The sequence below is a fragment of the Alcanivorax sediminis genome, assembly GCF_009601165.1.
GTDB lineage: Bacteria > Pseudomonadota > Gammaproteobacteria > Pseudomonadales > Alcanivoracaceae > Alcanivorax > Alcanivorax sediminis.
The window spans coordinates 705,620-731,066 of sequence record NZ_WIRE01000001.1 but is presented as its reverse complement, the minus strand read 5'-3'; the positions used below and the strand labels follow the sequence as shown (position 1 = coordinate 731,066).

Genomic DNA, 25,447 nt, shown 5'->3' with positions numbered 1-25,447 from the left:
GCACCTTTCCCAAGCCCACAGCACCGCGAACGGGCAAGAGCGATCTTGCCCGTTCAGCGTTGTTACCCGCAACACAGACCAAACCATAAACCCTAATGAAATCAGACTGATATCAAACACCACGACTCAAAAACTGGACGTGCGTACTGGTTCACAAATTCCCCAGTCCGCGCCATTTATATGCAGCTTTTTTTAGTTCTTTTGGATAGGTTTTCCCCGGGAACGTTAAACAATAATCAGGCAGGGACGCCGATCATGCGCAGTGAACGCACCGCCCCCTGCCAGACTCGGGGAACCTGCATGTTTCTGACACCTGGCACCACTTTCCGTATCTCTCTACTCCTCTCTGCCATGCTGCTGACCGCCTGCGGTGGCGGTGGTGGTAGCAGTGGTAACGGTGGCAATGATGACAGCTCAGGGAACAAGCCGCCCTCACCACAAAGCCCGCTGACAATCGAGTCACCTGCCAGCAAATCCCTGCAACTCAGCTGGGAACCGGTTGAGGGGGCGTTGAGCTATCGTTTGCTGCTCAACATCGATGGCCAATCCGGCTATGAGCCTGCCACCGATTTGCTCGACAGCCTGGAACCGGATCCGGAAACCGGCCGGCTCTCCCATACCTTCGAAAACCTGTCCCTGCATACGCTCATCAATGCGAGCTACATCCTGCAGGTCTGCGACAGCGAAGCGCTGTGCACCGACACCCCTTCCCGTGCAGTGGCCGAGTACCTGCAAGGCGCCATTGGCTACCTGAAAGCCGCCAGCCCCCAAAGCGGCGCCGGTATGGGTTACCGGATGGTCATGTCCGCGGACGGCTCCACCATCGCCACCAACGGTGGTCAGCGTGTGCTGGTGTTCGCCAAAGACGGCAACGGTATCTGGCAACAACAAGCCAATCTCACCCCGGCGGTCACCGAGCTCGGCAGCCCCTACGGCATGGCACTGGATATCTCTGACGACGGCAATACGCTGGCCGTCAGCAACTACACTGAAGACAGTGCTGCCAGTGGCATCAATGGCAACCAGATCTACAGTAACTGTGACGACGCGGATACTGAAAACGACGTTAACTGCCTGGCCAGCAGTGGCGCCGCCTACGTGTACATCCGTGATGGCGGTGGCAACTGGTCCGAGCAAGCCTACTTCAAGGCGGATGTCCCCAAGGAAGCCGGCTTCTTTGGCAAGTCCATCACCCTGAACGGCAATGGCAATGTGCTAGCCGTGGGCTCCATGGGCTATGGAATCAATCGTATTGGCGCGGTGTACCTGTTCGAACGCGCCGACAGTGACTGGAGCCAGACCGATGTGATCGAAGGCTTCACCTCCAACCGTCGGCTGGGTTACTCCGTGGCCCTGAATACCGACGGCACCCGGCTGGCCGCTGCCGAGTACTCCGGCGCGAATGCTTCTGTCTATGTGTTTGCGCTGCAAACCGGTAACTGGGTGCAGCAGCAGCAACTCAACCCGCCCAGCGTAGGCAGCACTGGCGAATTTGGCACTGCCCTCGACTTTTCATTAGACGGCAATACCCTCGCGATTGCTGATCAGGCAGATCGTTGTGTGGTCAGTCACATTAACAACCCTGCCGCCGACAGTTGCGCTGTCACCGAGTCCTTCACCGGCGCGGTGCATATCTATCAGTACGACAGTAGCTGGACTCGCCAGGCCTACATCAAACCCTCCAACATGGATGGTGGCGATTACTTTGGCCACGGCATTTCACTCACCGCCGACGGCAACCTGCTTGTGGTGGGCGCCCCCCGTGAAGGCGCTATCGGCAGCGGTTTCACTGCCAACCAGAACAATAATGACGGCAACCTGGTCGGCGCCGCCTACCTGTTCAAACGAGAAGATGGGCAGTGGCAGCAAAGCGCTTACCTGAAAGCGCCCAACAGCGCGGCAGGCGACCAGTTTGGTGCCAGTGTTGCACTGTCCGCCGATGGCAGTCAGTTGGTCGTCGGGGCGCGCTATGAAGACGGCAGTGGACCCGGCATGGCCGGCGATCAGAACAGCAACGGCAGAGCCGACTCTGGTGCTCTGTATCTGTATTGAGTTTCCGCACTTGAAAGGTGGTTACTAGACGCGACCACTTTGATCCATCACCACCCCCGGCGCCCCGGCCTGCAATTTTTCACGCAGGTCGTCGGGCACCGGGGTTTTCGCAAAAGGTTCCGTGGTCATCATTACGTACACCGCTTGCGAACGCGCTATCGCGCGGCCCTCGTCGGCATGAAGGATATCCGCTTGCAGCGTGAATGATGTATTGCCCAAGTGCGTTAGCGATACGAATACCTCCAGCACATCATCAAAGCGTGCCGAAGACTGCCACTCGGTGGTCAACTTGACCACCTGGTTATCCAGCCCACGCGCCAGCAGGTCCTTGTAATCGCAACCAATGGCACGCATGAATTCTGTCATGGCGATATCCACGTAATCCCCATAGCGGGCATTGAACACCACCTGCTGGGCATCACATTCGTTATAGCGAACCCGAAAGCGAAAACAAAAATGGGCAGACACGATCACTCCTATTCCAGTTGCAGCGGACGCTGGTGTCGCTGCCTTTGTTCTTGCCATTGCGCCAGGGACGGCGCCGCTTTGTCTCCCGGCAAGCTATGCAGTATCTCGAAGAAGTTTTGCCGGTAAGCATCTTTCATCACCAGGCTGCGATCCTTCACTTTCACCGCATAGACAGTCTGCACATTCTGCTGATCGAATTCACGCCAATATTGTTCATCCTTCAATAGCTGGTAACGATGCCCTTGCAGACGCTTTCGCACCGCATCGCTGCTCAGACTGCCCGCCCTCTCCACCGCCTCCTTCCACTGATAAACAATGCTGTAGGCGGACGCTGCCGAAGACGAAGGTCGGGTACGAAACTCGCGGGAAAACGCCTCAACAAATTGCTTGCCGCGAACGTACTCCCGCTCATAGGGAATATTCCAGGCCCAGGGCACCGCACCAATCACCCCGGCCATGATGAAAGGCCCGGCCTGCTCAACCATACTGAGTGTCAGGTTCGGCACAATGATCTGGGCGCGTTGCGTCAGCCCCTGCTTTTCCGCCAACGTCATGCCCTGCACCATCTGCTCGCCGAACAGCACCATCACAATCACTTCGGCACCACTCTTAGCGGCGGCGTCAACAGCGGCACCGATCTCCCGATAGCGGGCACCGGGGAACGGTACCTTGACCGCTCCATGCTCCTGCACATCGGTGGTACCGGTAAATTCCCGCATGGAGGCCTCGGTGGTCTGGCCCCAGGTGTAATCGGCGGTGATATAGAAATAGCGTTTACCTGGCATCTCCTTTTTCAGGTATTCCCCGAGCACCCGAGCCGCCATCCAGGCGCTGTAACATTCCCGGAACATATGGCTGTGGCCATCCTTTCCGGTGGTGTCATTGGAGTAGGTCAGGGTACCGAAATACAACAGCCCGTGGCGCCGGGCCTGCTCACTGGCGGCAATGGCCACGCTGCTGGACGCGCCACCGAACAACATGGCAGCCCCTTCTGCGGCCAGCGCATCCACATTCATTCGCGCCTGATCGGCATCGGAGTGAGTGTCTCTTTCCAGCAACTCGAGAGGCCTGCCGCGCACCCCGCCAGCCGCGTTGATCTCTGCCACAGCCATCAACGCGCCTCGCTTCTGCATCAGGCCTTCTTCTTTGTATTCTCCGGTGAACGGATAATTCAGACCGATCTTTATCGGCGTCGCGGCATGAGCCAGTGACACCAGACAAAACACACATGACAGGCACAACCTGAGCTTGAACATGCCAGCACTCCCCCTGTTTGTTATTGTCACGGCCACAGCATCGATGCGTGGCCGATCAATAAATAAACACAGGCGGGGTTTGGCGTTTATTAGCCTTTGGTCTAGCCACCCCGAAAAAGGCGCCGAGATATCCGGCTAAACGCAAGCGCTCAAAAAAAACGAGAAATCGGCAGGATAGATAAAAAGGCAGCGAAGGCGCGTCGTAATCGGGTTGCACCGGGCTCATGTTTCAACAGCACGGGAATGCCCTGCTCATCCACGCCACCCCAGCGGATTTTTCTCTCTTCAAGTTCCAACCGGTAACTGTTCACCGGCGACAACCCTTCTTCGATAAATTCTGCCACCTGCTTACCCAGCGTTTCCGATACCACGTAATAACCCATTTCGGTATTCAGGTGCAGGGAGCGCGGATCCATGTTGAACGAACCGATAAAAATTTCCCGACGGTCCAGCACCATGGCCTTGGTATGCAGGCTGGCCATGGAGCGGCCACGGAGCAAACGAATCTGTCGCTTCATGGCCCGGGCATGAGGCTGTAACTCATGCAACTCTACCCCTCCCCGGATTAGCGATTCGCGGTAAGGAGCGTAACCTGCATGGGCAGCAATGATGTCGTTGGTCGCAAGGCTGTTGGTCAACACCGCCGCCCGACCGCCCCGCTGTTTCAAACGTGACAGCGCCGCCACAAAGTCTTCACCGGGAATAAAATAGCTGGCTTCCAGTAAAAACTCGCGATGGTCATCACGGTCCAGCAGGCGAGCCAGCTGATCGCCCATCATGGAGAGTTTTGCCCCGGAGGCTTTTTCCGGACTGTCGAACAGCAGTACTGCGGGCGCATGTTCACAAAGCAGTTCCTGCTTGGCCAGATAATCGCGAAAGAAACCTTCATGCTGAGGAAAAATATACGGATACTTTTTCAGTGTGCTACGCCAATGTGACAACCACATCCAGATCTGTTCTGCACGTTCAGGGCGATAGCGGCGCAGGGTTTTCAGCGGCATGGCCAGATCACTATGCCAGTAGGCGTCAAACGCATCCCGGGTATCGGCCACGATAGGGCCGCTGGCGAACCAGTCCAGATCCCGGAAGTTACTGGCGGGATTGACCCCGAAGTAATGATCAGAAATATTCCGTCCACCCACCAGGCAACGCTCGCCATCGGCAATCCACGCCTTGTTGTGCATACGGTGGTTGAGCAGCGGGGCGTGGTAAAGCCACTGATGAAAATGCTTGAAGCGGCCATGAAAGGGATTGAACAACCGCACTTCGATATTAGGGTGGGCATCCAGTGCCGCCCACTTCACATCGCGCCCCAGCTGGTTGGCATGATCGAGCAACATGCGCACTTTTACGCCCCGGCGGGCAGCTTCCAGCACACGATAGATCAGCAGCTTGCCGGTGGTATCGTCATCCCAGATGTAATACTGCACATCCAGAGTGCGGGTGGCGAGACGCGCCAGGGTGACCCGAAGGGTAAACGCCTGATCGCTGTCAGCCACCAGGGACAGTGAAGAAAGCGGTGTTGTCAGGGGTTCCACAACCCCTCCGGGATTCGATGCATGATCGACCAGTCACCTTGGCAAACATCAACGTCTCACCATGCAGTAAAGCCGGGTCAGGCTCAAGCCGTCATCACGTCATTTTGCAGACGCCCCCTGGCTGGCAGGGAAGTCCGCTCTCACCCGCAGAAAGCTGGCAAACCGGGGCAGACCCGTGGCGGTCAAGCCTGCGTATTTGTATGTAACACGACTACCAATGGCAGGTGGGTGGGCGCGTTCTTCATCCGTAAACCCGCTGCCCAGCCGGAAATGACGGCCATCAGGCGTTTCCACCTCCAACGCCCCCAGCATGCCCTGATATTTACCTTTGCCCTGCCGATGCCCCACCACGCGGGCTTCCGCATCCTGCCAGATTTTCACCTTGAGCAGTGCCTGACTGCGACCGTCGTGGTACAGGCTGTTGCCATGATGCAGCATGAGCCCCTCGCCACCACCAGCAACCACCTTGTCCAGCTGGCGCATCAGGTTGTCGTGGGTTGTGGCCGGTTGTTGATCGATCAGGGCCAGCGTGTAAGACGATGAGGCGGCAACCAGTGCCTGCATTTTCTCAATCCGGTCACTGAAAGGTGCCGGACTGGCGGGGAGATCAAAAATCATGAAGCGAATCTGCCGCCACTCTTCACTATCCGGCTCAACCCGTCGCACGGCTGCAGACACCTCGGAAAACCGGCCGCGTGCTATCCACAATTCACCGTCCAGCGGCTGGGACGGGAAGTCCCGTGTGAACCACGCCGGCGCAGTAATGCGGTAACCGCCCCGGCTATAAAGCGCGTGGCCATCCCAGCGTGCCCGCACGCCGTCCAGCTTTTCACTGACCCAGTAACCCTGCAGCGCAATCCCTTTCTGGTAGGTTGTTGCCAGCTGCAGATCGGCGGGGCCAGCAATGCTGGTGGCCGCCAGCGATACCATCACCAGCAGCAACAACAGGGGGTAACTGAAATGTGTACGTCTGCCCATGGCGCGCCTCCCCAGCACAGTCAGCAAAAGGCAAACTCTGACAGAACCGGGGCGACCCGCCTGTAGGCCGGGACAGTTGGCGGCTGTAGGAAAAAGGAGGCGTCAGCTCGACGTTTTCAGCCGGGGACGATTGAAGAGAATGGCCACAATGCCAGCCACGGCCAACAACCAGCAGTAATGGATACTGCCGATCAGCAGCAACGGTGAAATCCCGGCGATGGAGCACGCCAGCAATACCTGGGCACCGTAGGGAATCAGCCCCTGCACCACGCAGGAGAAGATATCCAATACGCTGGCGGAACGACGCAGATCCACGCCGTGATCTTCGGCAATATCCCGCGCCATCTCCCCCGTCAGCACGATAGCCACGGTGTTGTTGGCGACAAAAATGTTCGCGAACACCACCAACATGGCGATGCCCACTTCGCCGGCTCGCTGCAGCGGCAGCTTCAACAGCCGCGTCAGCCCATGAATGCGTTCGATCACCCAGCGCGTACCGCCCTGGTCGGTCATCAACTGGGACAGGCCACCGATCAACATGGACAGCAGCATGATTTCAAACATGCCTTCGAAGCCCTTGTAGATCGCCCCGTTCATTTCAGCCAGGCCATACTCGGGCTGTATCACCATGCCGGTGACGCCAGCCACCACAATGCCGATGATCAACACCGCCAGCACATTCAGGCCACTCAACGCGAGGGCAAACACCAGCAGGTAAGGCAACACACGGACAAACTCGAACGGTTTGTGCTCCACCGCATGTTCACTGCCACCGGCCATCACCAGTACCACCATCGTCAGCAATGCCGCCGGCAGCGCGATCCAGATGTTCACCCGGAACTTGTCTTTCAGTGACACGCCCTGACTGCGGGTAGCCGCGATGGTGGTATCGGAAATCATCGACAGGTTGTCACCGAACATGGCGCCACCCACCACCGCACCCAGCGCCATGGCCATGGACAGGCCGGTGGCAGAAGCAAAGCCCACCGCAATGGGAGCCGTCGCCGCGATGGTGCCCATGGAGGTTCCCATGGCGGTAGCAATAAAGGCAGAGATCAGAAACAGCGCCGGTAGCACCCACTCGGCCGGAATGATGCGCAGCCCCAGCTGCACTGTGGCCTCCACACTGCCAATACTATCACTGACACTGGCAAAGGCCCCCGCCAGCAGGAACACCAGGCACATGAGGATAATGTTGGAATGTCCGATCCCGGTCAGCAGCCGTTCCACACTGGTATTGAGATGCTGCCCGGCAATGCGCGCCAGCACCATGGCCAGCACAATCGCCGCCATGGCCACCACCGGCGCCTTGATCTGGTAGAAGGCGAATTCGGTTCCTGCAGCCGTGTAGTACATGCCGCTGCCAAGAAAGGCCACCAGAAAGAACAGCAGGGGAAGCAGTGGCCAGGCACGGGGTGTCGGAGCAGATGGGGTCATGCTGGATCCTGATCTATCAGTAATCAGCCCAGTGTAGGGATTTCAGCCCCATGAAGGTAGCAACAGCGCCATACTCTGTAGGAGCCAGCCTGCTGGCGAAAAAAGTCGCGAGTTGCGAGTTGCGAGTTGCGAAAAGCAAAACCTTCAAACCACTCCGGCCGGGTTTTCGTTACTCGAAACTCGTCACTCGCTTCTGATTCTAGAACGTATCCACAAACGGTCTTCCACCGTGGGTCCCGATCCTGAACCCCGACGCATTCAACCCGCGCAGAATCCACTGGCGACTTTCCATGGGATCGATTACCGCATCGATCTCCAGGAAGCTGGCCATGTTCAGGGCCTTGCCCTGCTGGTACGCCTTGGACACCAGCTTGTCGAACAGACGCTGCTGACGCTCCGGCGTCGGCTGGGCCGCCAGCTCCTTGGCGAAGCCAAGCCGCACCGCGCCTTCCAGGCCCATGGCGCCAAACTCACCGCTGGGCCAGGCGGCAATAAACAAGGGCGAATGGAAACTGCCCGCCGCCATGGCCTGCGCTCCGAGACCATAGCCCTTGCGCAGCACGATAGTGAGGAACGGAATAGTCAGGCTGGCGGCGGTGACAAACATGCGCGACACATGGCGAACGGTGCCCTGCTCTTCCGCTTCCGGGCCGACCATGAATCCGGGGGTATCGCACAGAGACACCATGGGTAGTCCAAAGGCTTCGCACAGCTGCATGAAACGCGCCGCCTTGTCGCCACCGACGGCATCAATGGCACCCCCGAGATACGTAGGGTCGTTGGCGATCAGTCCGAACGGTTTGCCTTCGATACGGATTAGCGCGGTGATCATGCCCTGCGAAAAGCCGCGGCGCAGTTCCAGTACCGACCCGCTGTCCGCCAACGTTTCGATGACCTGGCGAATGTCATAAACGCGGGTGCGTTTTTCCGGGATGCGGTGGCGCAGCTCGCGCTGGTCTGCTGCCTGCCAGTCGCTCACGGTGCCCTGGAAATAGGAGAGATACTGTTTGGCCACGGCCACCGCGTCGGCTTCATCCGCCACCGCGATATCCACCACGCCCGTGGCAGTATGTACGTCGACAGGACCCACCTGTTCGGGTGTATAACGGCCCAGGCCACCGCCTTCGATCATGGCCGGCCCGGCCATGCCGATGGTGGCGTCCTGGGTGGCGATGATTACATCGCAGCAGCCCAGCAGGGCCGCGTTACCGGCAAAGCAGCGACCGGAACCGATACCCACCAGTGGTACCTCACCGGATAGCCTGGCCATGGCCGCAAAGGTCGGACAGTCCAGGCCGCCCACCCCGACAAAGTCGGTATCCCCCGGACGACCGCCGCCGCCTTCGGCAAACAATACCAGCGGCATCTTCCATTGCCCGGCCAGCTGCAGCAGCCGGTCCGTCTTCTTGTGGTTCATCATCCCCTGGGTACCGGCGAACACCGTGTAGTCATAGCTCATGGCCATCACCCGCGCGGCGGATTCGCCGAACTGGGCTGCGTTCACCGTGCCGGTACCACCAATCAGGCCATCTGCCGGACTCATTTCCTGCAGCTCGGCAGCACTGCGGCGACGGCGCTGGGCCGCCAGCGCCATGGCGCCGTATTCCTGGAAGCTGCCGCTATCCAGCAGGTCATCCAGGTTTTCCCGGGCGGTGCGCTTGCCCTTGCTGTGACGTTTCTCCACCGCCTTCGGGCGGCCTGCGTCACTGATGGCATGATGACGATCCAGCACCTCGCCCAGGTCCTTGCGGATATGATCCAGATCCACACTCTCTTCCGTGGCGATGGCAGCCCCTTCCACCTCGCCGGGCTCCAGAAACAACAAGGGCGAACCCTCATTGAGCGCATCGCCCTCTTGCGCCGCCAGCCCCTGCACACGGCCTGCCACCGTAGCGCGCACTTCGAATTCCATCTTCATGGCTTCCAGCACCGCCACCACCTGGCCCATCTGCACCGTGGTGCCTTCGTTCACCAACAACGACACCAGCACTCCCGTGGTGGGACTGAGCAGCGCATCGCAACCGGGCGGTGTGGCCAACCTCTCCGCTTGCGCAGAGGCGACCACGGGAAGCGCCACGCCCTCCTCCTCTGGCAGGCGCGCCAGCAACTGATCCAGATGGGTTTCCACGTAACGGGTGGTCACCGCATTGCCTTGCACATCAGCGCTGGCCAACAGCGCCTGCAGCAACGGCAGGTTGCTCTGCACACCGGCAATACGTGTCTGTTTGAGCGCACGATGGGCACGCTGCAGCACGGCAGCGTAGTCCGTGCCAGTGACAATCAATTTCGCCAGCAACGAATCGTAGGCCGGGCTCACCGGGTAACCGGCATAACCATAACCGTCCACACGAATACCGGGCCCGCTGGCAGGCTCATAGGCACTCAGCGTGCCCGCCGCAGGCGTCGTGCTGCCGTCTGCCTTGAGGGTTTCCAGATTGATGCGCAGCTGTACCGCCATACCCTCACACACCGGGGGCGTATCCAGCTGCAAATCAGCAAGGCTGGCCCCGGCCGCCAGACGAATCTGGCTCTGCACCAGATCCACCCCGGTGACCTGCTCGGTCACGGTGTGCTCCACCTGCACCCGCGGGTTGGCTTCCATGAAGTAATAACGGTCCTGTTCCGGCTCCACCAGAAACTCGAAGGTGCCGATACCGAGATAGTTCACTGCCCGTGCCAGCGTTAGCGCGCTGTCGATAATCCGATCACGCAGGGCCGGATCCAGCCCCGGCGCCGGGGCAAACTCCACCAGCTTCTGGTGCCGACGCTGCAAGGTGCAATCGCGCTCCCACAAATGGCTCACCGCCCCGCTGCCGTCGCCCAGCACCTGTACTTCAATGTGCCGGGCCGCCGTCACCAGCTGCTCCACGTACACGGCATCATCCCCAAAGGCCGCGTTCGCTTCGGACTGGCAACGTGCGTAGGCGGCCTCCAGTTCTGTCGGGTCAGTGACCGCTCGCATACCTCGCCCGCCGCCGCCACTCAGCGCCTTGATCATCACGCCACGGCCCTGCAGCGAGGCCATGAAGGTCTGAGCCTGTTCCAGCGTTACCGCCTGATCAGTGCCTTGCACAAGCGGTACATCACATCGGGCCGCCAGCGCCCGGGCCGATGCCTTGTCGCCAAACAGTCGCAGGGTGTCCGCCCCCGGTCCGATCAGGGTGAGGCCCGCCGCCACACACGCCTCGGCAAAGCCGGCCTTCTCTGCCAGAAAACCGTAGCCCGGATGAATCGCCTCACAGCCCTGTGCCTTTGCAATCGCAATCAGCTCGCCTCCATCCAGATAGGCCGGTACGCCCCAGCCCGGCAACGCCACCGCCTGATCCACCCGGCGGGTATGCAAGGATGCCTGGTCGTCTTCCGCAAACACCCCCACAGAACGAATCCCCAGGTCCGCACAGGCATTGGCAATACGGATGGCAATCTCGCCACGGTTGGCGATCAGGATGGCAGTAAAGGGGATGGACACGGCGGACTCCAGGCGGTGAAAACGAAGCCACAGTGTAGCCAGCTGGAGGAAGGGATGACATTGATTGCCCTGCATGGGGCGCCATGCATTGGGTTAATGGACCTGGTCAACCATGGCCCCGCCTGAACACAAAGGGAGATAAGGATCAGAGCTGCCATGCAAGCAAAGCTCGTGCAAAAAACCGCAACCTCCCAACAAAAAACCCGAGCGTGACGCATTGTCACCGCTCGGGTTTTTACCGCAGGGATCGGTTTACGGCGCCGGGATAGCTACCGTGAACACACCCATGAGATCTTCGCTGCTGGAAGCCAGAGTCACATCGGCATTCTTCACCGCCGACACTTTCCAGCGGTAGGTTTTTCCATCTTCCAGGGGCACATAGTAGTCATCCATGTTATTGGATGAGATCACCATGGAGGTGGTGTTCTTGCTGATGACAGCATGTTTGCTGGCCACCTCACCCGTACCGCTGTCGATCACGTCATAACCACCAAAAATGCTGGTGCCGTCCTGATCAAACACCTCGACAATGTACTCCCCTGCAGCTGAATACGACTGCCAGCTCAACGTCGGGGTCAGGGTAGTCACCACTTCCGGCGTCAGGTTCGACGGGGAATTGGTAGGAGACTCCAGAGTGATGGCTCGTGTTACGGAGAAGTCCTTCAGGGTGTTGGCATCATTGATCGTGACTTCGATCGCTGCTGGCATTCCGCCATTCTTCACGATCCAGTCCGGGTCCATCACATAGCCGTCATTCTTGAGTGTCGCCCAAGCCAGATAAGTGCCATTGGCCACGCCTCCCAGTGAATAGCTGGTGCCGTTGTTGAATACCGTCAAGCCCGGGATCGGCTCCTCTGTTTCGGGGTGAACCAGCGTGATATCCACAGTGCCATTGGTCACGGACAGGAAGGTGATCTGACCGCTGACGGTATACCCTTCCTGCGCAGTGGCAACCAGATCCTGGGTCATGTCCGGATCATTGAGGGCCACGGAGGCCACCGGCGTGATATCAAACCCTTCCACAAATGCCGAGAAATCATAGGTTCCCGGCAGCAGGTTATAGATCACATAGTCGCCATTATCATCCGCTGTCGCCGAGTAGAACGCGTTGGTGGTGGTATTTTCAATAATCACCAAGGCACCGGGCGCACCTGCATTGCCACTGACATACGCAGTGGCATTAACATCACCAAAGGCACTCAAGGACACGGCCTTGGTAACGGTTTTGTCCTTCAGCACCTGTACCGGTACCGCAGGCACGCCGCTGGGCGGGGAAGACTCGAAGCCCTGGGCACGGACACGAACAGTGTAGCCCTTGGGTCTCAGCTTGACGGAATAAACACCGTCAACATTGCTGGTAGCGGTTTTCACTCGCTCACCCACATCGTTATAGATTTCAATGATGGCGCCTTCGACCGGCATGGTGTCCGCGCTGGCCTCAACAGTGACCTTCAGGGTTCCTTTGGGTGGCGGCGTTGGCGCAGAGCCACCACCACCGCCTCCACCACCACCGCCACAGGCAGCCAGGATCATGGAAAGAAAGGCGGTCGCAAGGGCAGGAAAGAGTCGTCGCATGATAGAGGTCCGGTTATTGTTTTGGTCATCCAGTACGGTGCAAAGTGAATCAGAAAACCGAACGTCAAAATGCGAACATTCTCAACTAGTACTAAATTATTAGCACTGAATTAATACTTTTGAGCAGGTCGTCACAGTTCTTGCCCAACAAGGCGGCCGCTCACAGCCCGAGGAAACTGCTAACCCCATGGATTTACAACTTAACGGCAAAACCGCCCTGGTCAGCGGCGCCAACCGCGGCACCGGCAATGTGATCGCCACCACCCTGGCAGAGGAAGGCGCTACCGTGGCACTGCATGCGTTCACGCAGGCGGATGCCGATGCCGCCATGGCTGCGATTACTAACACTGCACTGAAGATCATTCCGGTGGTGGGCGATCTCCTCACCGATGAGGGCGCCCGGCAGGTAATAGATCAGCTCGCTGATCAGGGCCTGCACGTGGATATTCTGGTGAACAACTATGGCTCCGCCCTGATGGGCAAGTGGGACTCCCTGACCATCGAACAGTGGATCGAGGCCAGCAACGTGAATCTGCACAGTGCCGTGCGCCTGATTCAGCACTGCACCCCAAACATGAAAGAAAAGCAGTGGGGACGGGTTATCAATCTCAGCACCATCGGTGACCACCAGCCCAACGCCATCATGCCGCACTACTACGCCGCCAAGGCGGCGCTCTCCAATGCGTCCGTCAGTCTCGCCAAGGCACTGAGCCACACCGGCATCACCGTCAACACGGTCTCCCCCGGTCTGATTCACACCCCCGAAATCGAACGTGCCTATCAACTCCGCGCGCACAAGAAAGGCTGGCCAACAGACTGGGAATCCCTGCAGGACAAGATTGTAGAAAATGACTTCCCCAACCCCACCGGCCGCCTGGCCACCCGTCAGGAAGTGGCGGACCTGGTCGTGTTTCTGGCTAGCCCGAGGGCCGGATTTATCAATGGGCAGAATATTCGCGTGGATGGAGGGGCTGTACGCTATGCATGAAGACGTGAGCCCCGGATAGTGCAGACAACCAAACCTGTCATCTTCACCCTGCCCGGCGGCTAACCGATCACCATCGCCAGCAGAAACAGCACCAGCACAATGGCCGCGGCCAGGGCCAGCCAGATTCGATAGCCATGCACTCCCTGAGGACGCCCCATTATTACCGCCTTGATAAACCCGCGATGAGTAAAAAGGTGCGTGGAAATCAGCGCCAGAAACAACAGCGAGGCGTAATAGTGCCACTCCCCCCAGCCATGGCGGGTTAACCCCAGTAGCTCACTCCTGCCGCTACCCGGTGGCAGGGAGTACTCGATCAATAGCCCCGTCACCATCATCGCCACCAGGGCGAGAAAGGAGATCAGGTCGATGAGCTTGACGATTTTTTGATGCTTCATGGTGTCCTGCTCCATCAGGTTTCATGAACCGCACGGAAAACAACCGGCCAAGGGTTCAGCCACTTTCCTTTACACCGTTTGCGAATTTTAACGCCTGTAGCCTGGTGGATAGCCGATTCCCTGCCGTCATTATCCTCACGAGCCCAATCCCACTTTCCGGCCCGACGGTAAATGAGAAACCTGATCCGCTTTTTCGACAGGAACCCCCACCCTTTGCATCCTCTTCAATATGGGCCAATATAAAGAGTGGCCTTTTGATATCGCATTGCATAACTCACTGAATTTAATATAAAAACTTTTGTCTTCACTGTGTCTACAACCGCTTTCTTACGCTGAATCAAATGATGCATCATGCCGCGCGAACACGGAACAGGGGGTGATCTGTGTTCGGATCCGACGGGTAGCACCTGGCCGGAAGCCATTCCGTATGTGCATCGCAACAACGGGTAGCTGGAGTCTGACCGAGGGCGCCAGTTAAAAGGGAATGCTGGGCTGTCTCAGCGGAGGGAATCTTGAGATTGCAGAATCGATTTCAGGGTGTGCAGTGGTTTCTGTTCAGTGCCACCGTGACGGCCATGGCGCTGGCTGCCGCGGCCTACTTTGTCGAACGCCAGGCACGGCTTACCCAACAAGTGAACGCGGAAACCCATGTCCAGGAGCGTCTTTCGATCGTCCAGGCTCGGCTGGAAGGCTTGCTCAACGAAAGCATCCAGCTCACCTATGGGCTGGTTTCCGTTATTTCCTCCAACCCCGACCTTACCCAGGCCGAATTTGAGCGCGCCGCACAGCCACTTTTCCATGGCCGCTCACTGGTACGCAATATCGGCGCGGCGCCGGACATGGTGATCCGCTACATGTATCCCATGGAAGGCAACGAAAAAGCCATTGGACTGGATTACCTGAAAACACCCGAGCAGCGCGAGGCCGCCCTGCGCGCCAGGGACAGCGGTGAACTGGTGCTTGCCGGCCCCCTGGATCTTGTCCAGGGAGGACGCGGGCTGGTGGCGCGCATTCCTGTGTTTGTCGGCCAGAATGACCGACCTCGCTTTTGGGGACTACTGTCTGTAGTCATCGATGCGGACCGGCTTTTCGAAGGCAGCGGCCTCGTCGATGACACACTCCCCGTCACAGTGGCATTACGCGGCAAGGACGGTAAGGGTAACAATGGAGAGGTGTTCTTTGGTGACCCTGACCTGTTCAAGGAAAAATCCGTCACACGCCCCGTGACACTGCCCCACGGTGACTGGGAGCTGGCAGCCCAACCCATCGGCGGTTGGAACCCTCATCACAATACGGGAGTGATCGTCTGGACGGGGTTCGCTGTCGCACTCTTGCTGTGCGTCGGCCCCATGTTGCTGCTGGCCTACTACGCCGCCCAGCGCAAGAAATCCGAGCTACAGCTCGCTGCCTATTATCGCGAACTGGAATCCCAGGTGCAGGCGCGTACCGCCGAACTGTCCTCCGCCAAGGAAGAGGCCGAAGCCGCCAATGTGGCCAAGAGTGCGTTTCTCGGCAAGATGAGCCATGAACTGAGAACCCCCCTGCAGACGATTCTCAGCGTCGAGCAGCTGCTCCGCTCCGATCCACTCACCGAAGATCAATTATCATTGCTGAACACCCAGCATATCGCCAGCGAGCACTTGTTCAGTGTCATTGCTGACCTGATTGATCTTTCCAAAATCGAAGCAGACAAGCTTGAGCTGGATCAGCAGCGTGTGGACGTGGCGGAACTGCTTTCTGATGTGGTACGGCTCGTTGAAAGCCAGGCTGAAGAGAAAGGACTCATTGTGCACGTGGAGTCCGATCGCCTGCCCGATAACCTGATTGGCGACCCCGGACGCCTGCGGCAGATCCTGCTTAATTACGCCGGTAATGCCGTGAAGTTTACCGATGCCGGAGAAATTCATATCCGCACCCGGGTAGAGTGGCAGGACGCCAGCAACGTCATGCTCAGGTTTGACGTGACCGATACCGGTGTCGGTATTCCCGCTGACGATTTACAACGCCTGTTCTCTCCCTTTGAGCAAGCTACCAACCTGACCGGCGCAGCGCGCTTCGGGGCCGGCCTTGGGTTGGCGATCAACAAATCCCTGGCACAACTCATGGGCGGAGAAGCCGGCGCCCACAGCGAACCCGGCAAAGGCAGCACCTTCTGGTTCACCGCTCGCCTGCAGCGGAGCGAAACATCCGGCAACCCCGCGAAATCCACCAACCGCCAGGCCGCACTCCAGCAACTGCGATCAGCCCATGAAGGCAAACGGGTATTGATTGCCGAGGACACCGCGGAAATCCAGATGATCCTCAGCAAGATTCTTGGCCAGGCCGGGCTTGAAGTGACGGTCGTCAACGATGGCCGTGAAGCCATCGAACAGTTCGCACGCACCCCCTTCGACCTGGTACTCATGGATCTGCAAATGCCCAACGTGGATGGCCTCACCGCCACCCGTGAAATCCGGGCCATGCCATCAGGCGCACAGGTGCCCATTCTTGCCATTACCGGCAATGCCTTCGACGGCGATCGAACCCGCTGTATCAACGCCGGCATGAGTGATGTGCTAGTCAAGCCGATCAGGGTGGAGAGGCTGTGTGAGTCGTTGGCGTTTTGGTTGTCGGAAACGTCTGGCTGATGGCCAGTGACAAGACCCGCCATTAACTCTTTAACAACACATATATCAGAATTTGGGTCGCTGCAGCTTTGGTTCGCCTTCCATCGCCGAGCAACTGCCCCGGTAATAAAAAACGCTCCCAAGATCACTGGCAACACGATAGTCACCACTTCTTCTATTTATGTACACTCTGCTTGCACTGACGTCACTGCTGTATTCAAAAGCGCCCTCTTTTATCTGCATTCGGCCAAATTCCTTTTCCCAGCCACCCTCATCCTCGTTGTAAACAAACCGAGAGCCTCGGCCAGGCCCACTAGTCTGAATTTTGTAATGGCGCGTCTTATCCAGATCATCAGGGACGTTATCTGACCAACCCTTCACCTCAGCGTAATCACATTTGAGAATGAGATAATCTGATGCAAAAGCCATATGTGGAGCCACCAAGAAAATCATCAAGGCAATTTTAATCCTCACCAGGTTCTCCTCTTCCGTAAATCACATCGTTCAAACTCACCTTAAAGCACCTGATTTTCCTTAACAAACCCATCACCAGAATTCCAATTCAGGAAATGTCATAACTGCTTGCATCCCCCATTTGGGGGGTGGCACCAATCCATTTCCGCTCTATGTACAAAGCAGACCGCTCTTAACCCTTGACCTTGAGCATCACTAAAGTGGAAGCTTCATTTACAGGAAAATTCTCCCGTACAGAAGACAGACAGGGCCTGCAGATTCTGAAAACGCTCAGGCAATTTAAACGGCCCATCTGATAATGAATCACTTTTGAGCTCACCTAATCATGATCAAAATGGCGCCCTTGTTCAGCTTGCTGCTTATCCCCTTCCACGTTATGGCCGATGGCCTGACCGGCCTGTGGGTGGGCTACTACAGTTACAGCGAGTCAAGCCGCGTGCCCATGTCGATGGTGATTCAATCCAACGGAGAGGAGTTTTTCGGGCAAATGATTGAGCCACAGACCCGTGGCGAAAATATTGAGGTTGGCCGGCCTTCGGCTGTTGTTGGCGATATCAATGAGTATTCCGTGATTTTCGACAAGACCTACTACTCCGATCTTGAAAGTTTGCAGCCATTCAAACTCAAGGAAGGCGCCCGAAGTGTTAACTACATGCTGGATCTCTCAGCCGATAGCAACACAATGACGGGTAGCTGGTACATCGGCAATATCTCAGGTGGCGCGGTATTCAAGCGCGTCACACCTGGCAGTGTCGATAGCTTGCGCTGATCGTTCGGCCACCACTTCTCTCGTTTGATCGATAGTCTCTGCGGGAAATGTCACCTGTTAAAGCAAGGCCTGCCAGCCGGAACCCTATAGATAATGACCTGGAATAACGATACCCGTTGCCCTTATTGTGGCCACATTCATGAACAAGACTATGTAAAGTCGCCCAAGAGAAAGCAGATCCGGTGCCTTGATTGTCGTAAGGATTTCTACAGAAGCGCGAGGGGCAGCCTGACCTTTGCCGAGATGATGAAGCCCGCCACCGACACCGGCATCATCCTGATTATTCTGATCGCGTTTGTCGTTCTGAATTCGATCTTTTCCCGTTAGGGCACTTACAAGCCTGAGTTCAAGGCGAAAAGCACCAGCCAATACAAGCCGGGGCACGCATCGATCAACGTCACAGCAAGTGACATCAGTCCCAGTGATAGCAAGAAACGCAATGCAGGGATGCCAGCGCATATCGCCCAATGGTAATGGCGAGCCCTTGCTTATCTATCATTCATGCGTGTCCCCGATTACCGCACCCGATTACCACAGATTACCGATTTAGCCTTAGCTCGCTCTCTGCCGCAATGCCTCGGCGTCCTTGGCGAGCTTTTCGGTGAGTTCATCCAGGGATTTGAGTCGGTTAGCACGCTCCTGATGTTCCGCGGCTTTAAAATTGGCATCAAACTTTTTCTGATAGGTCGCAGCCATGACTTTGGCTTGCTGTAGCTCTGCGGCACTCATATCCGGCTGGAGCATTTCCATACGTCGTTTGGAAGAGCTGTCCCCATTGAGGGAAAGGTAGGCATAGCCTTTTACCCGGTCACACAGATCACCCAGAGCCTTCTGGCTGCGAGCATCCATACAGCTCATAAAAATCCCCAGAAATTTGGCTGCGCGTAGGGCGTTTTCTTGACTGTTCACGGCATCGTAATTGTCTTTGGCAACAAAATTACGCACCGAATCTTCCAGCATGGTCAGGCCGAGCTTCGGGTCGTGCGGGTAACCATAGCGGGCGTGCGTCAGGTTGATGCCAACAGAGACTTTCGCCTGGATATCGTATTCGGCCAGCATGATATTGTAATGCCTTTGCTGGTCGGTACTGTCCCCAGCCAATTCCTTTATCGCGCCGGTAAAACCATTTTCGGCAGAGAGCCGCAGGTATTGGTTGGCCTTGGAGTCATTGCTGTTCTTATACAGATGATAAAGCACCCAGCCTGCGGTGCTACTGCCATCATGTGCCCGGTCTTTTAGATAAGCAATCAATTCCTTTGAATCGGCAAACGCTTCCAAATAATAGACAGAGGTGCGCTCGGTAAAATTATTACCGAAGGTGCCCATTAATCCAGGCTTCTGGTGGTATTCCGATTTATTTCTGTCGCCAACTAACAGTACGTAGTAAGCGGCCTTCAATAGCTCTTCACTGCTACCGGTTTGCTTGGCACTTTGTGAATAATACTGTGCCAGCAGTTTTTCCTGTTCTTCGTTGCCCTCCACCACCTTGAGCAGGTCCTCGGCTCTTTCCCATACTCCTTGATCGCGGTAGTAATTAAGCGTGATCTGCAGCGCTGTCGTGTGGCCGTTCCGGGCGGCAATCTCATACCACTGATAACCCTTGTCTCTATCCTGCTCCGGGTTTTGTGGGCAGCGCGGTCTGTTGGGATCCATCAACGAGCCGCTGAGGCCGTGATAGTAACGCTCGGCCACAAACCAGGCAGACTGGGGGTAACCTTCATGGCCAAGCTGCTCCAGCTCTGCCAGTGCGCGCGACCTGTCGCGTTTCATCCGCTTCTCCACACCGAAATAACGCATTACCGCGTTGCGATGCCGGGTGGCATAATCGCTTTTCGCGGGGCTTTCATCGCAATGACCGGTCAGACAGTAGAAGCCTGCTTCTTTAATGTCAGGCATCCCACAATCACTTGATGGTGGCCCCGCATGCGCCGTGAAGGTAGCCAATAACAAGGAGGAAAACAGAAAGCTGGATTGTAAAGACATATCACTCCCGGCCCGAGCACCCGGGCGCCCAAGCATGAACCTTTTCAGAAATAGCCAGTATACATTCACGATCCTGAAGGATTGATCAGACAGGCGCATCCCCTAAATTAGGGATGTTCAATCCGGAAGCCGCGTTACTCAATTACCCGTCGTTCAGGAGTGTGGCCGGCTGCTCGATCCTTTACCCCTGATCCCTTTACCAGCTACCACCCTACCAGGCGTTGCCCAGAGATCCATTTTCGACCCGTGAGCTGCGCATACTGCTGCAACTGCTTCAAGGCACCCAGGGCCACTGGTTGCCGCTGCTGTCGAGGCTTCATATGCGCAAGCCATGCCCCTTCATCGATTCCCAACCGATCCAGCACCCCCGCTGCAAACGCCGAAATGGCCCCGCGTTTGTCGTCTCGGACCGCACGGCCAGTACTATCCACAAGCTCCAGATAATCCATTAATCGAAATCGGCATACCGTATCGTCATCTGCCGTTTCCGTGCTACTGGCATCAACCATGGGTAAAAGAGTGGGCTTTCGCTTGTCGTCAGCACATCGGCCAACCGCTACCGAACGTTGCTGGATAGAGGTGTAATCAGAATGTTCTGGCGTTTCTGCTATATCTGCCCGTACCGGATTGAGATCCACATAGGCCATACACTGCAGCACTGCTTTTTCATCCAGCAAAGCCTGGCACTTGTAGCGACTTTCCCAGAATCGTCCCTTGCAGCAATCTTCCTCGTTAGCTTTGCGAGCAAGATGTTCATTCAGGCACTTCATGAACCAGCCAAGGTCATACAGCCGCTCCCGCCAGATTGCCACGAACTCCAACGCCTTAAGCGTTTCCGCGGATTCCGTCTCTCCCTTGAGCCAACGTGTGACGATCAAAGGTCCTCTGAATAACTGCATCCACCGCTCTGCCACTTCCTGATCAGACCACTCCAATGCCTTCTTCTGATTGATTCGAAGCACCACATGGTAGTGATTGGACATCACCGCATAGGCACAAAGATCAATGGCAAACACCTCGCCAAGAACAGCAAGACGATCCACCACCCACTGGCGTCGATGCTCATAGTCCTGACCGGAATAATGATCCTGGCCACACAGAAAGGCCCGCCGCACACAGCGGCAGATACAGTGATAGTAAGACGTGGAATCCAGCGATACCTGGCTATAACGCGCTCGAGTCATGACAAGCCTCCTTGCTTATCCATCACCCAACACTACTGACTAAACCAACGCTCCCAAATCAGAAAAAAACCACAAACCGCGTAGGACATCCTCCAATTCATGCGTGTCCCCGATTAGGCTTCCATGCTTATCCATCACCCAACACTACTGACTCAACCCACACTCCCACATCAGAGAACAACCACAAACTGCGTAAGACTTTCCCCAATTCATGCGTGTCCCCGATTACCGTGATCAAAATGGCGCCCGTGTTCAGCTTGCTGCTTATCCCCTTCCACGTTATGGCCGATGGCCTGACCGGCCTGTGGGTGGGCTACTACAGTTACAGCGAGTCAAGCCGCGTGCCTATGTCGATGGTGATTCAATCCAACGGAGAGGAGTTTTTCGGGCAAATGATTGAGCCACAGACCCGTGGCGAAAATATTGAGGTTGGCCGGCCTTCGGCTGTTGTTGGCGATATCAATGAGTATTCCGTGATTTTCGACAAGACCTACTACTCCGATCTTGAAAGTTTGCAACCATTCAAACTGAAGGAAGGCGCCCGAAGTGTTAACTACATGCTGGATCTCTCAGCCGATAGCAACACAATGACGGGTAGCTGGTACATCGGCAATATCTCAGGTGGCGCAGTATTCAAGCGCGTCACACCTGGCAGTGTCGATAGCTTGCGCTGATCGTTCGGCCACCACTTCTCTCGTTTGATCGATAGCCTCTGCGGGAAATGTCACCTGTTAAAGCAAGGCCTGCCAGCCGGAACCCTATAGATAATGATCTGGAATAACGATACCCGTTGCCCTTATTGTGGCCACATTCATGAACAAGACTATGTAAAGTCGCCCAAGAGAAAGCAGATCCGGTGCCTTGATTGTCGTAAGGATTTCTACAGAAGCGAGAGGGGCAGCTTGACCTTTGCCGAGATGATGAAGCCCGCCACCGACACCGGCATCATCCTGATTATTCTGATCGCGTTTGTCGTTCTGAATTCGATCTTTTCCCGTTAGGGTACATACAAGCCTGAGTTCAAGGCGAAAAGCACCAGCCAATACAAGCCGGGGCACGCATCGATTAACGTCACAGCAAGTGACATCAGTCCCAGTGATAGCAAGAAACGCAATGCAGGGATGCCAGCGCATATCGCCCAATGGTAATGGCGAGCCCTTGCTTATCCATCATTCATGCGTGCCCCCGATTACCGCATGGTTGTCGGAAGTGGCAGGCTGAGTGGATTCGCACTCATCCCGTATAGAGAACTGGCTTCGGGCTAGTTAGGAAATGGGATACCTGCCCCCCATTCATTTGTCCAGTGATAGCAAGAAATGCAATGCAAGGATGCCGATGCATATCGCGTAGCGGTAATGACAAGCCTCCTTGCTTACCCATCACCCAACACTACTGACTACTCAAACCCAACTACATCAGAGAACAACCACAATCCCCGTAAGACATCCCCCAATTGATGCGTGTCCCCGATTACTCGCCCTGTATAGCGGAACAGGAACCCTGCCGAAAACATCTAGCCCAAAACTAAAGCCATATCCATCAAGTATAGATTGCACTGTTCTATTCATTTTTTACACATCGACAAAGAATGGGTGACGCCTTGCTCTGTATATCCAGACACACGATGCAAGACCTCCCCCCGAATTTTATTTCAAATCCCTATCCACAGGCTCTTCGAAGCCTTTTCCCATAAGGTAGTCGCCACAGGAAGGGCAGCGCGGTACCCCAATTCATGGGTGTCCCCGATTACTTTTCCAAGCAGACCAAGAAGGGCGGCGGGCAAAACTACAACTAATGCAGATCTGGCTGAAAAATTCGAGTTGGGTCTTGCGCCTGCTGCAGGCGCACGATGCAAGACCTTACCCCAACTTGTCCTGACCCCGGATCTCTGACCCCGGGCTCAGTTAATCGTACATGTGAATTCCATCCTCCCGGAACACGACGTTGGGGTCCACGTAACCATCACCTACCACATCGTCATCAATGTCGATGTCACTTTCAAATTTAGGCATAGCTTTAACTTTTCTAACCACTTTTTTGTCAACATGACCAAGAAAGAGGACACCTACAAATGCCAGCAAGGGCAAACCAATCAGTAGTAGCAAATTTGCAGTCTGAATATCCATTGTTTAACCCGCTTTAATCATTTTTGATTCAATAGTTACTGCGGCATACCAGCGGTTATCAATTTCAGAATCTCTCTTAGAGCATGGGGCCAGATCCAACTCCGTGCATCCGGGCGCACGGTGCGAGACCTTACCCCAAATCCGCGATGCACATCGGCATCGTATTCATATGATGACCCAGTCTTAGGTATCGGCGGCAACCTCAACCGTGTAACTCGCAACCTCACCAGCATCAGTTCGGTAGCCTTTTAGAAACTCCCGAAGGGCGTGCTAGAGCTTTTTGGCTTCTGCATACTCGTCCTCATCACCTTGAATGGCGAAATAACCATTGAAATCTAATTTTATCATTGCTGCTCTCAATGTCTGTTAAACTTACTAATCCCCAATTCGTGCGTGTACCCGATTACTGTCCAGTTACTGAATGTTCTGTTTGCGCCAGTTATCAACCGCTACTGATAAACGCGTATCTTTGACAGGTTTCTGCCATTCATCCCAAAAGTCAACCGTTCCACTATTTGGCTTATTCTGCGGCTCATCAATTCTAATTCGGCTTGGCAATAGACTAGCATCGCCCACGACAAGTGCTTCACCAGTATCGAGTGTCGGTAAAACGTCGCTAAACCCACCGAGACTATCTGGAAGTAGACGCTTGATAACCCCCTGATCCTCAGCGTTAGTTAGCCTCATGGATACAAAATTGCTGCACTGGCTTAGCATCGTCTTATTTACTTCGGACGGACGCTGGCTTATCACCACTAGGCTGACTCCATATTTACGGCCTTCTTTAGCGATACGTTCGAAGATATCAAGTGAGATATCATCGGCAGAATCAGCCATATTTCGCTGTGGCATATAAAGGTGTGCTTCGTCACACAGAAGAGCGATAGGGTGGCGTAGTTCAGAAGGAGTCCATTGCTGAACAGAGAACGTGACCCTTGCGACCAGCGATACGATCAGTGGCAGAACGTCTGACGGGACTTCTGAAAAGTTTATTATTTTGATCCCGGCTCGACCATTCTCATCAGTGCTACCGAGTATGGCAGTAGTAAATTTCTCAAGCCAAGTGAAATCCAGCACGTTTCCACCGCCGCTGAACATAAATCCGAGGCGCCTATCAGAGATTTTGTTCTCAAGGCGAGAAATCATGCGGGCAAGCTTCCCAAAAAAATCGCCCTGTTTCTCTCCGCGCGCTCCAGCGACCATTTCAACGTTAATCTCGTTCAACCTGCTCATGAGGAAATCGAGATCAAATGGAACCGGACTATCAACAGTGAAGTGCTTCAGCAGGTCTTGCTGGCCGTTATCTTCCAAGTATTTGCGCTTCGCGTGGTTGATTTCACGCGCCATAATCATCGCCTGATTGGGCGCGTTCTGGTCGCTACGATCTACAAACATTGAAACAAGAGCCTCATAAGAAAGCAGCCAGTACGGGAGGTAGATCACAGCGTCATCAATGGTACGTTTGGCTTCAACGTCTGCGGGACCTGCCACTTTGAAATGCTGCATGCCTTCACCAACCAGAGGCGCGTATTCGCCATGAAGATCAAAAACGATAGCGTTAGCGGTGGAGAGCCCTGACATCTGCTCAATGATTCTGGCTGTCGTCCAGGATTTACCCGAACCGGTACTACCTCCAATAAAGGCGTGGCGTTGGAAAAATTTGTTGCCGTTGAGGTAGGCGACAGCATGTTCGTCCAGTGTGTATTTGCCGAGAGTTAGGGCATTTCCATCGGCAGATACGCTGGAAAGGGTGCGCATGAAACCTGTAAGGTTTTCGCCTTCCAATGAGAAGCAATTTGCGTCGATTTCAGGAACGCTTTCGAGAGTACGACGGAATACGTTTTCTTTTTCTCCGTCACGATCCAGCATGGTTCCAATAAGTGAGATACGACACAGATTTAACTCTGGCGAGAGATCATTGATACCATCATTGATTATGTCTTCGATGCCACGTTTGCGGGTCACCTGCGTAATTAAACCGATGAGATGCTGTCCGGGCCTGCTACTTTGCAATACAGCAAGATGATTAACCTGCAACCTTTTGAGCTGGCTGACGTTCTCCACATCTACAATCACGGTTGTGGTATCGACGGACGCAACCTTACCAAGCGCTTCCTCATCTTCAAACCTAAAAATCGGCATATCATCT

19 protein-coding genes are annotated in these 25,447 nt (G+C 55.7%); 6 read left to right on the top strand and 13 right to left on the bottom strand.

What is annotated here, in order from left to right:
• Positions 1 to 300 precede the first annotated feature (300 nt).
• Positions 301 to 2,052, top strand: coding sequence for an FG-GAP repeat protein (locus GFN93_RS03135; protein WP_194285736.1), 1,752 nt, complete (start codon positions 301 to 303; stop codon positions 2,050 to 2,052).
• Positions 2,053 to 2,076: 24 nt separating this feature from the next.
• On the opposite strand, the gene GFN93_RS03130 is transcribed toward GFN93_RS03135, so the two are convergent.
• The 7 genes from GFN93_RS03130 to GFN93_RS03100 all read right to left on the bottom strand — a co-directional run bounded on the left by GFN93_RS03130 (position 2,077) and on the right by GFN93_RS03100 (position 12,773).
• Positions 2,077 to 2,520: an acyl-CoA thioesterase gene (locus GFN93_RS03130; protein ID WP_328594186.1), complete on the bottom strand. Its 444-nt coding sequence runs from the start codon at positions 2,518 to 2,520 to the stop codon at positions 2,077 to 2,079.
• An 8-nt stretch (positions 2,521 to 2,528) separates the two neighbouring features.
• The gene (locus GFN93_RS03125) at positions 2,529 to 3,776 is read right to left on the bottom strand and encodes an ABC transporter substrate-binding protein (protein WP_153498953.1); all 1,248 of its coding nucleotides are present in this window, start codon (positions 3,774 to 3,776) and stop codon (positions 2,529 to 2,531) included.
• 149 nt (positions 3,777 to 3,925) lie between these two features.
• Positions 3,926 to 5,314: a phospholipase D family protein gene (locus tag GFN93_RS03120; RefSeq protein WP_328594184.1), complete on the bottom strand. Its 1,389-nt coding sequence runs from the start codon at positions 5,312 to 5,314 to the stop codon at positions 3,926 to 3,928.
• Positions 5,315 to 5,413: 99 nt separating this feature from the next.
• Positions 5,414 to 6,292, bottom strand: coding sequence for a DNA ligase (locus GFN93_RS03115; protein WP_194285735.1), 879 nt, complete (start codon positions 6,290 to 6,292; stop codon positions 5,414 to 5,416).
• A gap of 102 nt (positions 6,293 to 6,394) precedes the next feature.
• A complete protein-coding gene (locus GFN93_RS03110; RefSeq protein WP_153498951.1) occupies positions 6,395 to 7,729 on the bottom strand; it encodes a Na+/H+ antiporter NhaC family protein in 1,335 nt (444 codons plus the stop codon).
• A gap of 199 nt (positions 7,730 to 7,928) precedes the next feature.
• The gene (locus tag GFN93_RS03105) at positions 7,929 to 11,198 is read right to left on the bottom strand and encodes a carboxyl transferase domain-containing protein (RefSeq protein ID WP_328594183.1); all 3,270 of its coding nucleotides are present in this window, start codon (positions 11,196 to 11,198) and stop codon (positions 7,929 to 7,931) included.
• Between the two features lie 252 nt (positions 11,199 to 11,450).
• A complete protein-coding gene (locus tag GFN93_RS03100) occupies positions 11,451 to 12,773 on the bottom strand; it encodes a carboxypeptidase-like regulatory domain-containing protein (protein WP_153498949.1) in 1,323 nt (440 codons plus the stop codon).
• Between the two features lie 187 nt (positions 12,774 to 12,960).
• Here GFN93_RS03100 and GFN93_RS03095 point away from each other — a divergent pair, with 187 nt between their 5' ends.
• Positions 12,961 to 13,761, top strand: coding sequence for an SDR family NAD(P)-dependent oxidoreductase (locus tag GFN93_RS03095; RefSeq protein WP_153498948.1), 801 nt, complete (start codon positions 12,961 to 12,963; stop codon positions 13,759 to 13,761).
• A gap of 59 nt (positions 13,762 to 13,820) precedes the next feature.
• Here the strand turns inward: GFN93_RS03095 and GFN93_RS03090 are convergent, their stop codons facing one another.
• The gene (locus tag GFN93_RS03090) at positions 13,821 to 14,156 is read right to left on the bottom strand and encodes a DUF4405 domain-containing protein (RefSeq protein ID WP_194285734.1); all 336 of its coding nucleotides are present in this window, start codon (positions 14,154 to 14,156) and stop codon (positions 13,821 to 13,823) included.
• A gap of 512 nt (positions 14,157 to 14,668) precedes the next feature.
• Between GFN93_RS03090 and GFN93_RS03085 the strand changes: the two genes are divergently transcribed.
• Positions 14,669 to 16,783: a response regulator gene (locus GFN93_RS03085; protein ID WP_153498946.1), complete on the top strand. Its 2,115-nt coding sequence runs from the start codon at positions 14,669 to 14,671 to the stop codon at positions 16,781 to 16,783.
• Between the two features lie 45 nt (positions 16,784 to 16,828).
• On the opposite strand, the gene GFN93_RS03080 is transcribed toward GFN93_RS03085, so the two are convergent.
• A complete protein-coding gene (locus GFN93_RS03080; RefSeq protein WP_153498945.1) occupies positions 16,829 to 17,236 on the bottom strand; it encodes a hypothetical protein in 408 nt (135 codons plus the stop codon).
• A gap of 325 nt (positions 17,237 to 17,561) precedes the next feature.
• Between GFN93_RS03080 and GFN93_RS03075 the strand changes: the two genes are divergently transcribed.
• Positions 17,562 to 18,005 carry a hypothetical protein gene (locus GFN93_RS03075; protein ID WP_153498944.1) on the top strand — a complete coding sequence of 148 codons (444 nt, stop codon included), beginning with the start codon at positions 17,562 to 17,564 and terminating at the stop codon, positions 18,003 to 18,005.
• A gap of 93 nt (positions 18,006 to 18,098) precedes the next feature.
• On the top strand, positions 18,099 to 18,332 hold the full coding sequence (locus GFN93_RS03070) for a hypothetical protein (RefSeq protein ID WP_153498943.1): 234 nt from the start codon (positions 18,099 to 18,101) through the stop codon (positions 18,330 to 18,332).
• 225 nt (positions 18,333 to 18,557) lie between these two features.
• Here the strand turns inward: GFN93_RS03070 and GFN93_RS03065 are convergent, their stop codons facing one another.
• Both GFN93_RS03065 and GFN93_RS03060 read right to left on the bottom strand, forming a co-directional pair.
• On the bottom strand, positions 18,558 to 19,988 hold the full coding sequence (locus tag GFN93_RS03065) for a hypothetical protein (RefSeq protein ID WP_153498942.1): 1,431 nt from the start codon (positions 19,986 to 19,988) through the stop codon (positions 18,558 to 18,560).
• Positions 19,989 to 20,191: 203 nt separating this feature from the next.
• Positions 20,192 to 21,172, bottom strand: a complete 981-nt coding sequence (locus tag GFN93_RS03060) for a transposase (RefSeq protein WP_153498941.1) — start codon at positions 21,170 to 21,172, stop codon at positions 20,192 to 20,194.
• Positions 21,173 to 21,411: 239 nt separating this feature from the next.
• Between GFN93_RS03060 and GFN93_RS03055 the strand changes: the two genes are divergently transcribed.
• Positions 21,412 to 21,846, top strand: coding sequence for a hypothetical protein (locus tag GFN93_RS03055; RefSeq protein WP_153498940.1), 435 nt, complete (start codon positions 21,412 to 21,414; stop codon positions 21,844 to 21,846).
• A 1,230-nt stretch (positions 21,847 to 23,076) separates the two neighbouring features.
• On the opposite strand, the gene GFN93_RS03050 is transcribed toward GFN93_RS03055, so the two are convergent.
• Positions 23,077 to 23,298, bottom strand: a complete 222-nt coding sequence (locus GFN93_RS03050) for a hypothetical protein (protein ID WP_153498939.1) — start codon at positions 23,296 to 23,298, stop codon at positions 23,077 to 23,079.
• Between the two features lie 414 nt (positions 23,299 to 23,712).
• Positions 23,713 to 25,440, bottom strand: coding sequence for an ATP-binding protein (locus GFN93_RS03045; protein ID WP_153498938.1), 1,728 nt, complete (start codon positions 25,438 to 25,440; stop codon positions 23,713 to 23,715).
• Positions 25,441 to 25,447: the final 7 nt, after the last annotated feature.

Bases quoted from the DNA above. Each gene is read 5' to 3' on its own strand.
- GFN93_RS03135 (WP_194285736.1), top strand. From the start codon at position 301: ATGTTTCTGACACCTGGCACCACTTTCCGTATCTCTCTACTCCTCTCT.
- GFN93_RS03125 (WP_153498953.1), bottom strand. From the start codon at position 3,776: ATGTTCAAGCTCAGGTTGTGCCTGTCATGTGTGTTTTGTCTGGTGTCA.
- GFN93_RS03115 (WP_194285735.1), bottom strand. From the start codon at position 6,292: ATGGGCAGACGTACACATTTCAGTTACCCCCTGTTGTTGCTGCTGGTG.
- GFN93_RS03110 (WP_153498951.1), bottom strand. From the start codon at position 7,729: ATGACCCCATCTGCTCCGACACCCCGTGCCTGGCCACTGCTTCCCCTG.
- GFN93_RS03100 (WP_153498949.1), bottom strand. From the start codon at position 12,773: ATGCGACGACTCTTTCCTGCCCTTGCGACCGCCTTTCTTTCCATGATC.
- GFN93_RS03095 (WP_153498948.1), top strand. From the start codon at position 12,961: ATGGATTTACAACTTAACGGCAAAACCGCCCTGGTCAGCGGCGCCAAC.
- GFN93_RS03090 (WP_194285734.1), bottom strand. From the start codon at position 14,156: ATGAAGCATCAAAAAATCGTCAAGCTCATCGACCTGATCTCCTTTCTC.
- GFN93_RS03075 (WP_153498944.1), top strand. From the start codon at position 17,562: ATGATCAAAATGGCGCCCTTGTTCAGCTTGCTGCTTATCCCCTTCCAC.
- GFN93_RS03070 (WP_153498943.1), top strand. From the start codon at position 18,099: ATGACCTGGAATAACGATACCCGTTGCCCTTATTGTGGCCACATTCAT.
- GFN93_RS03065 (WP_153498942.1), bottom strand. From the start codon at position 19,988: ATGTCTTTACAATCCAGCTTTCTGTTTTCCTCCTTGTTATTGGCTACC.
- GFN93_RS03060 (WP_153498941.1), bottom strand. From the start codon at position 21,172: ATGACTCGAGCGCGTTATAGCCAGGTATCGCTGGATTCCACGTCTTAC.
- GFN93_RS03055 (WP_153498940.1), top strand. From the start codon at position 21,412: ATGGCGCCCGTGTTCAGCTTGCTGCTTATCCCCTTCCACGTTATGGCC.
- GFN93_RS03050 (WP_153498939.1), bottom strand. From the start codon at position 23,298: ATGGATATTCAGACTGCAAATTTGCTACTACTGATTGGTTTGCCCTTG.
- GFN93_RS03045 (WP_153498938.1), bottom strand. From the start codon at position 25,440: ATGCCGATTTTTAGGTTTGAAGATGAGGAAGCGCTTGGTAAGGTTGCG.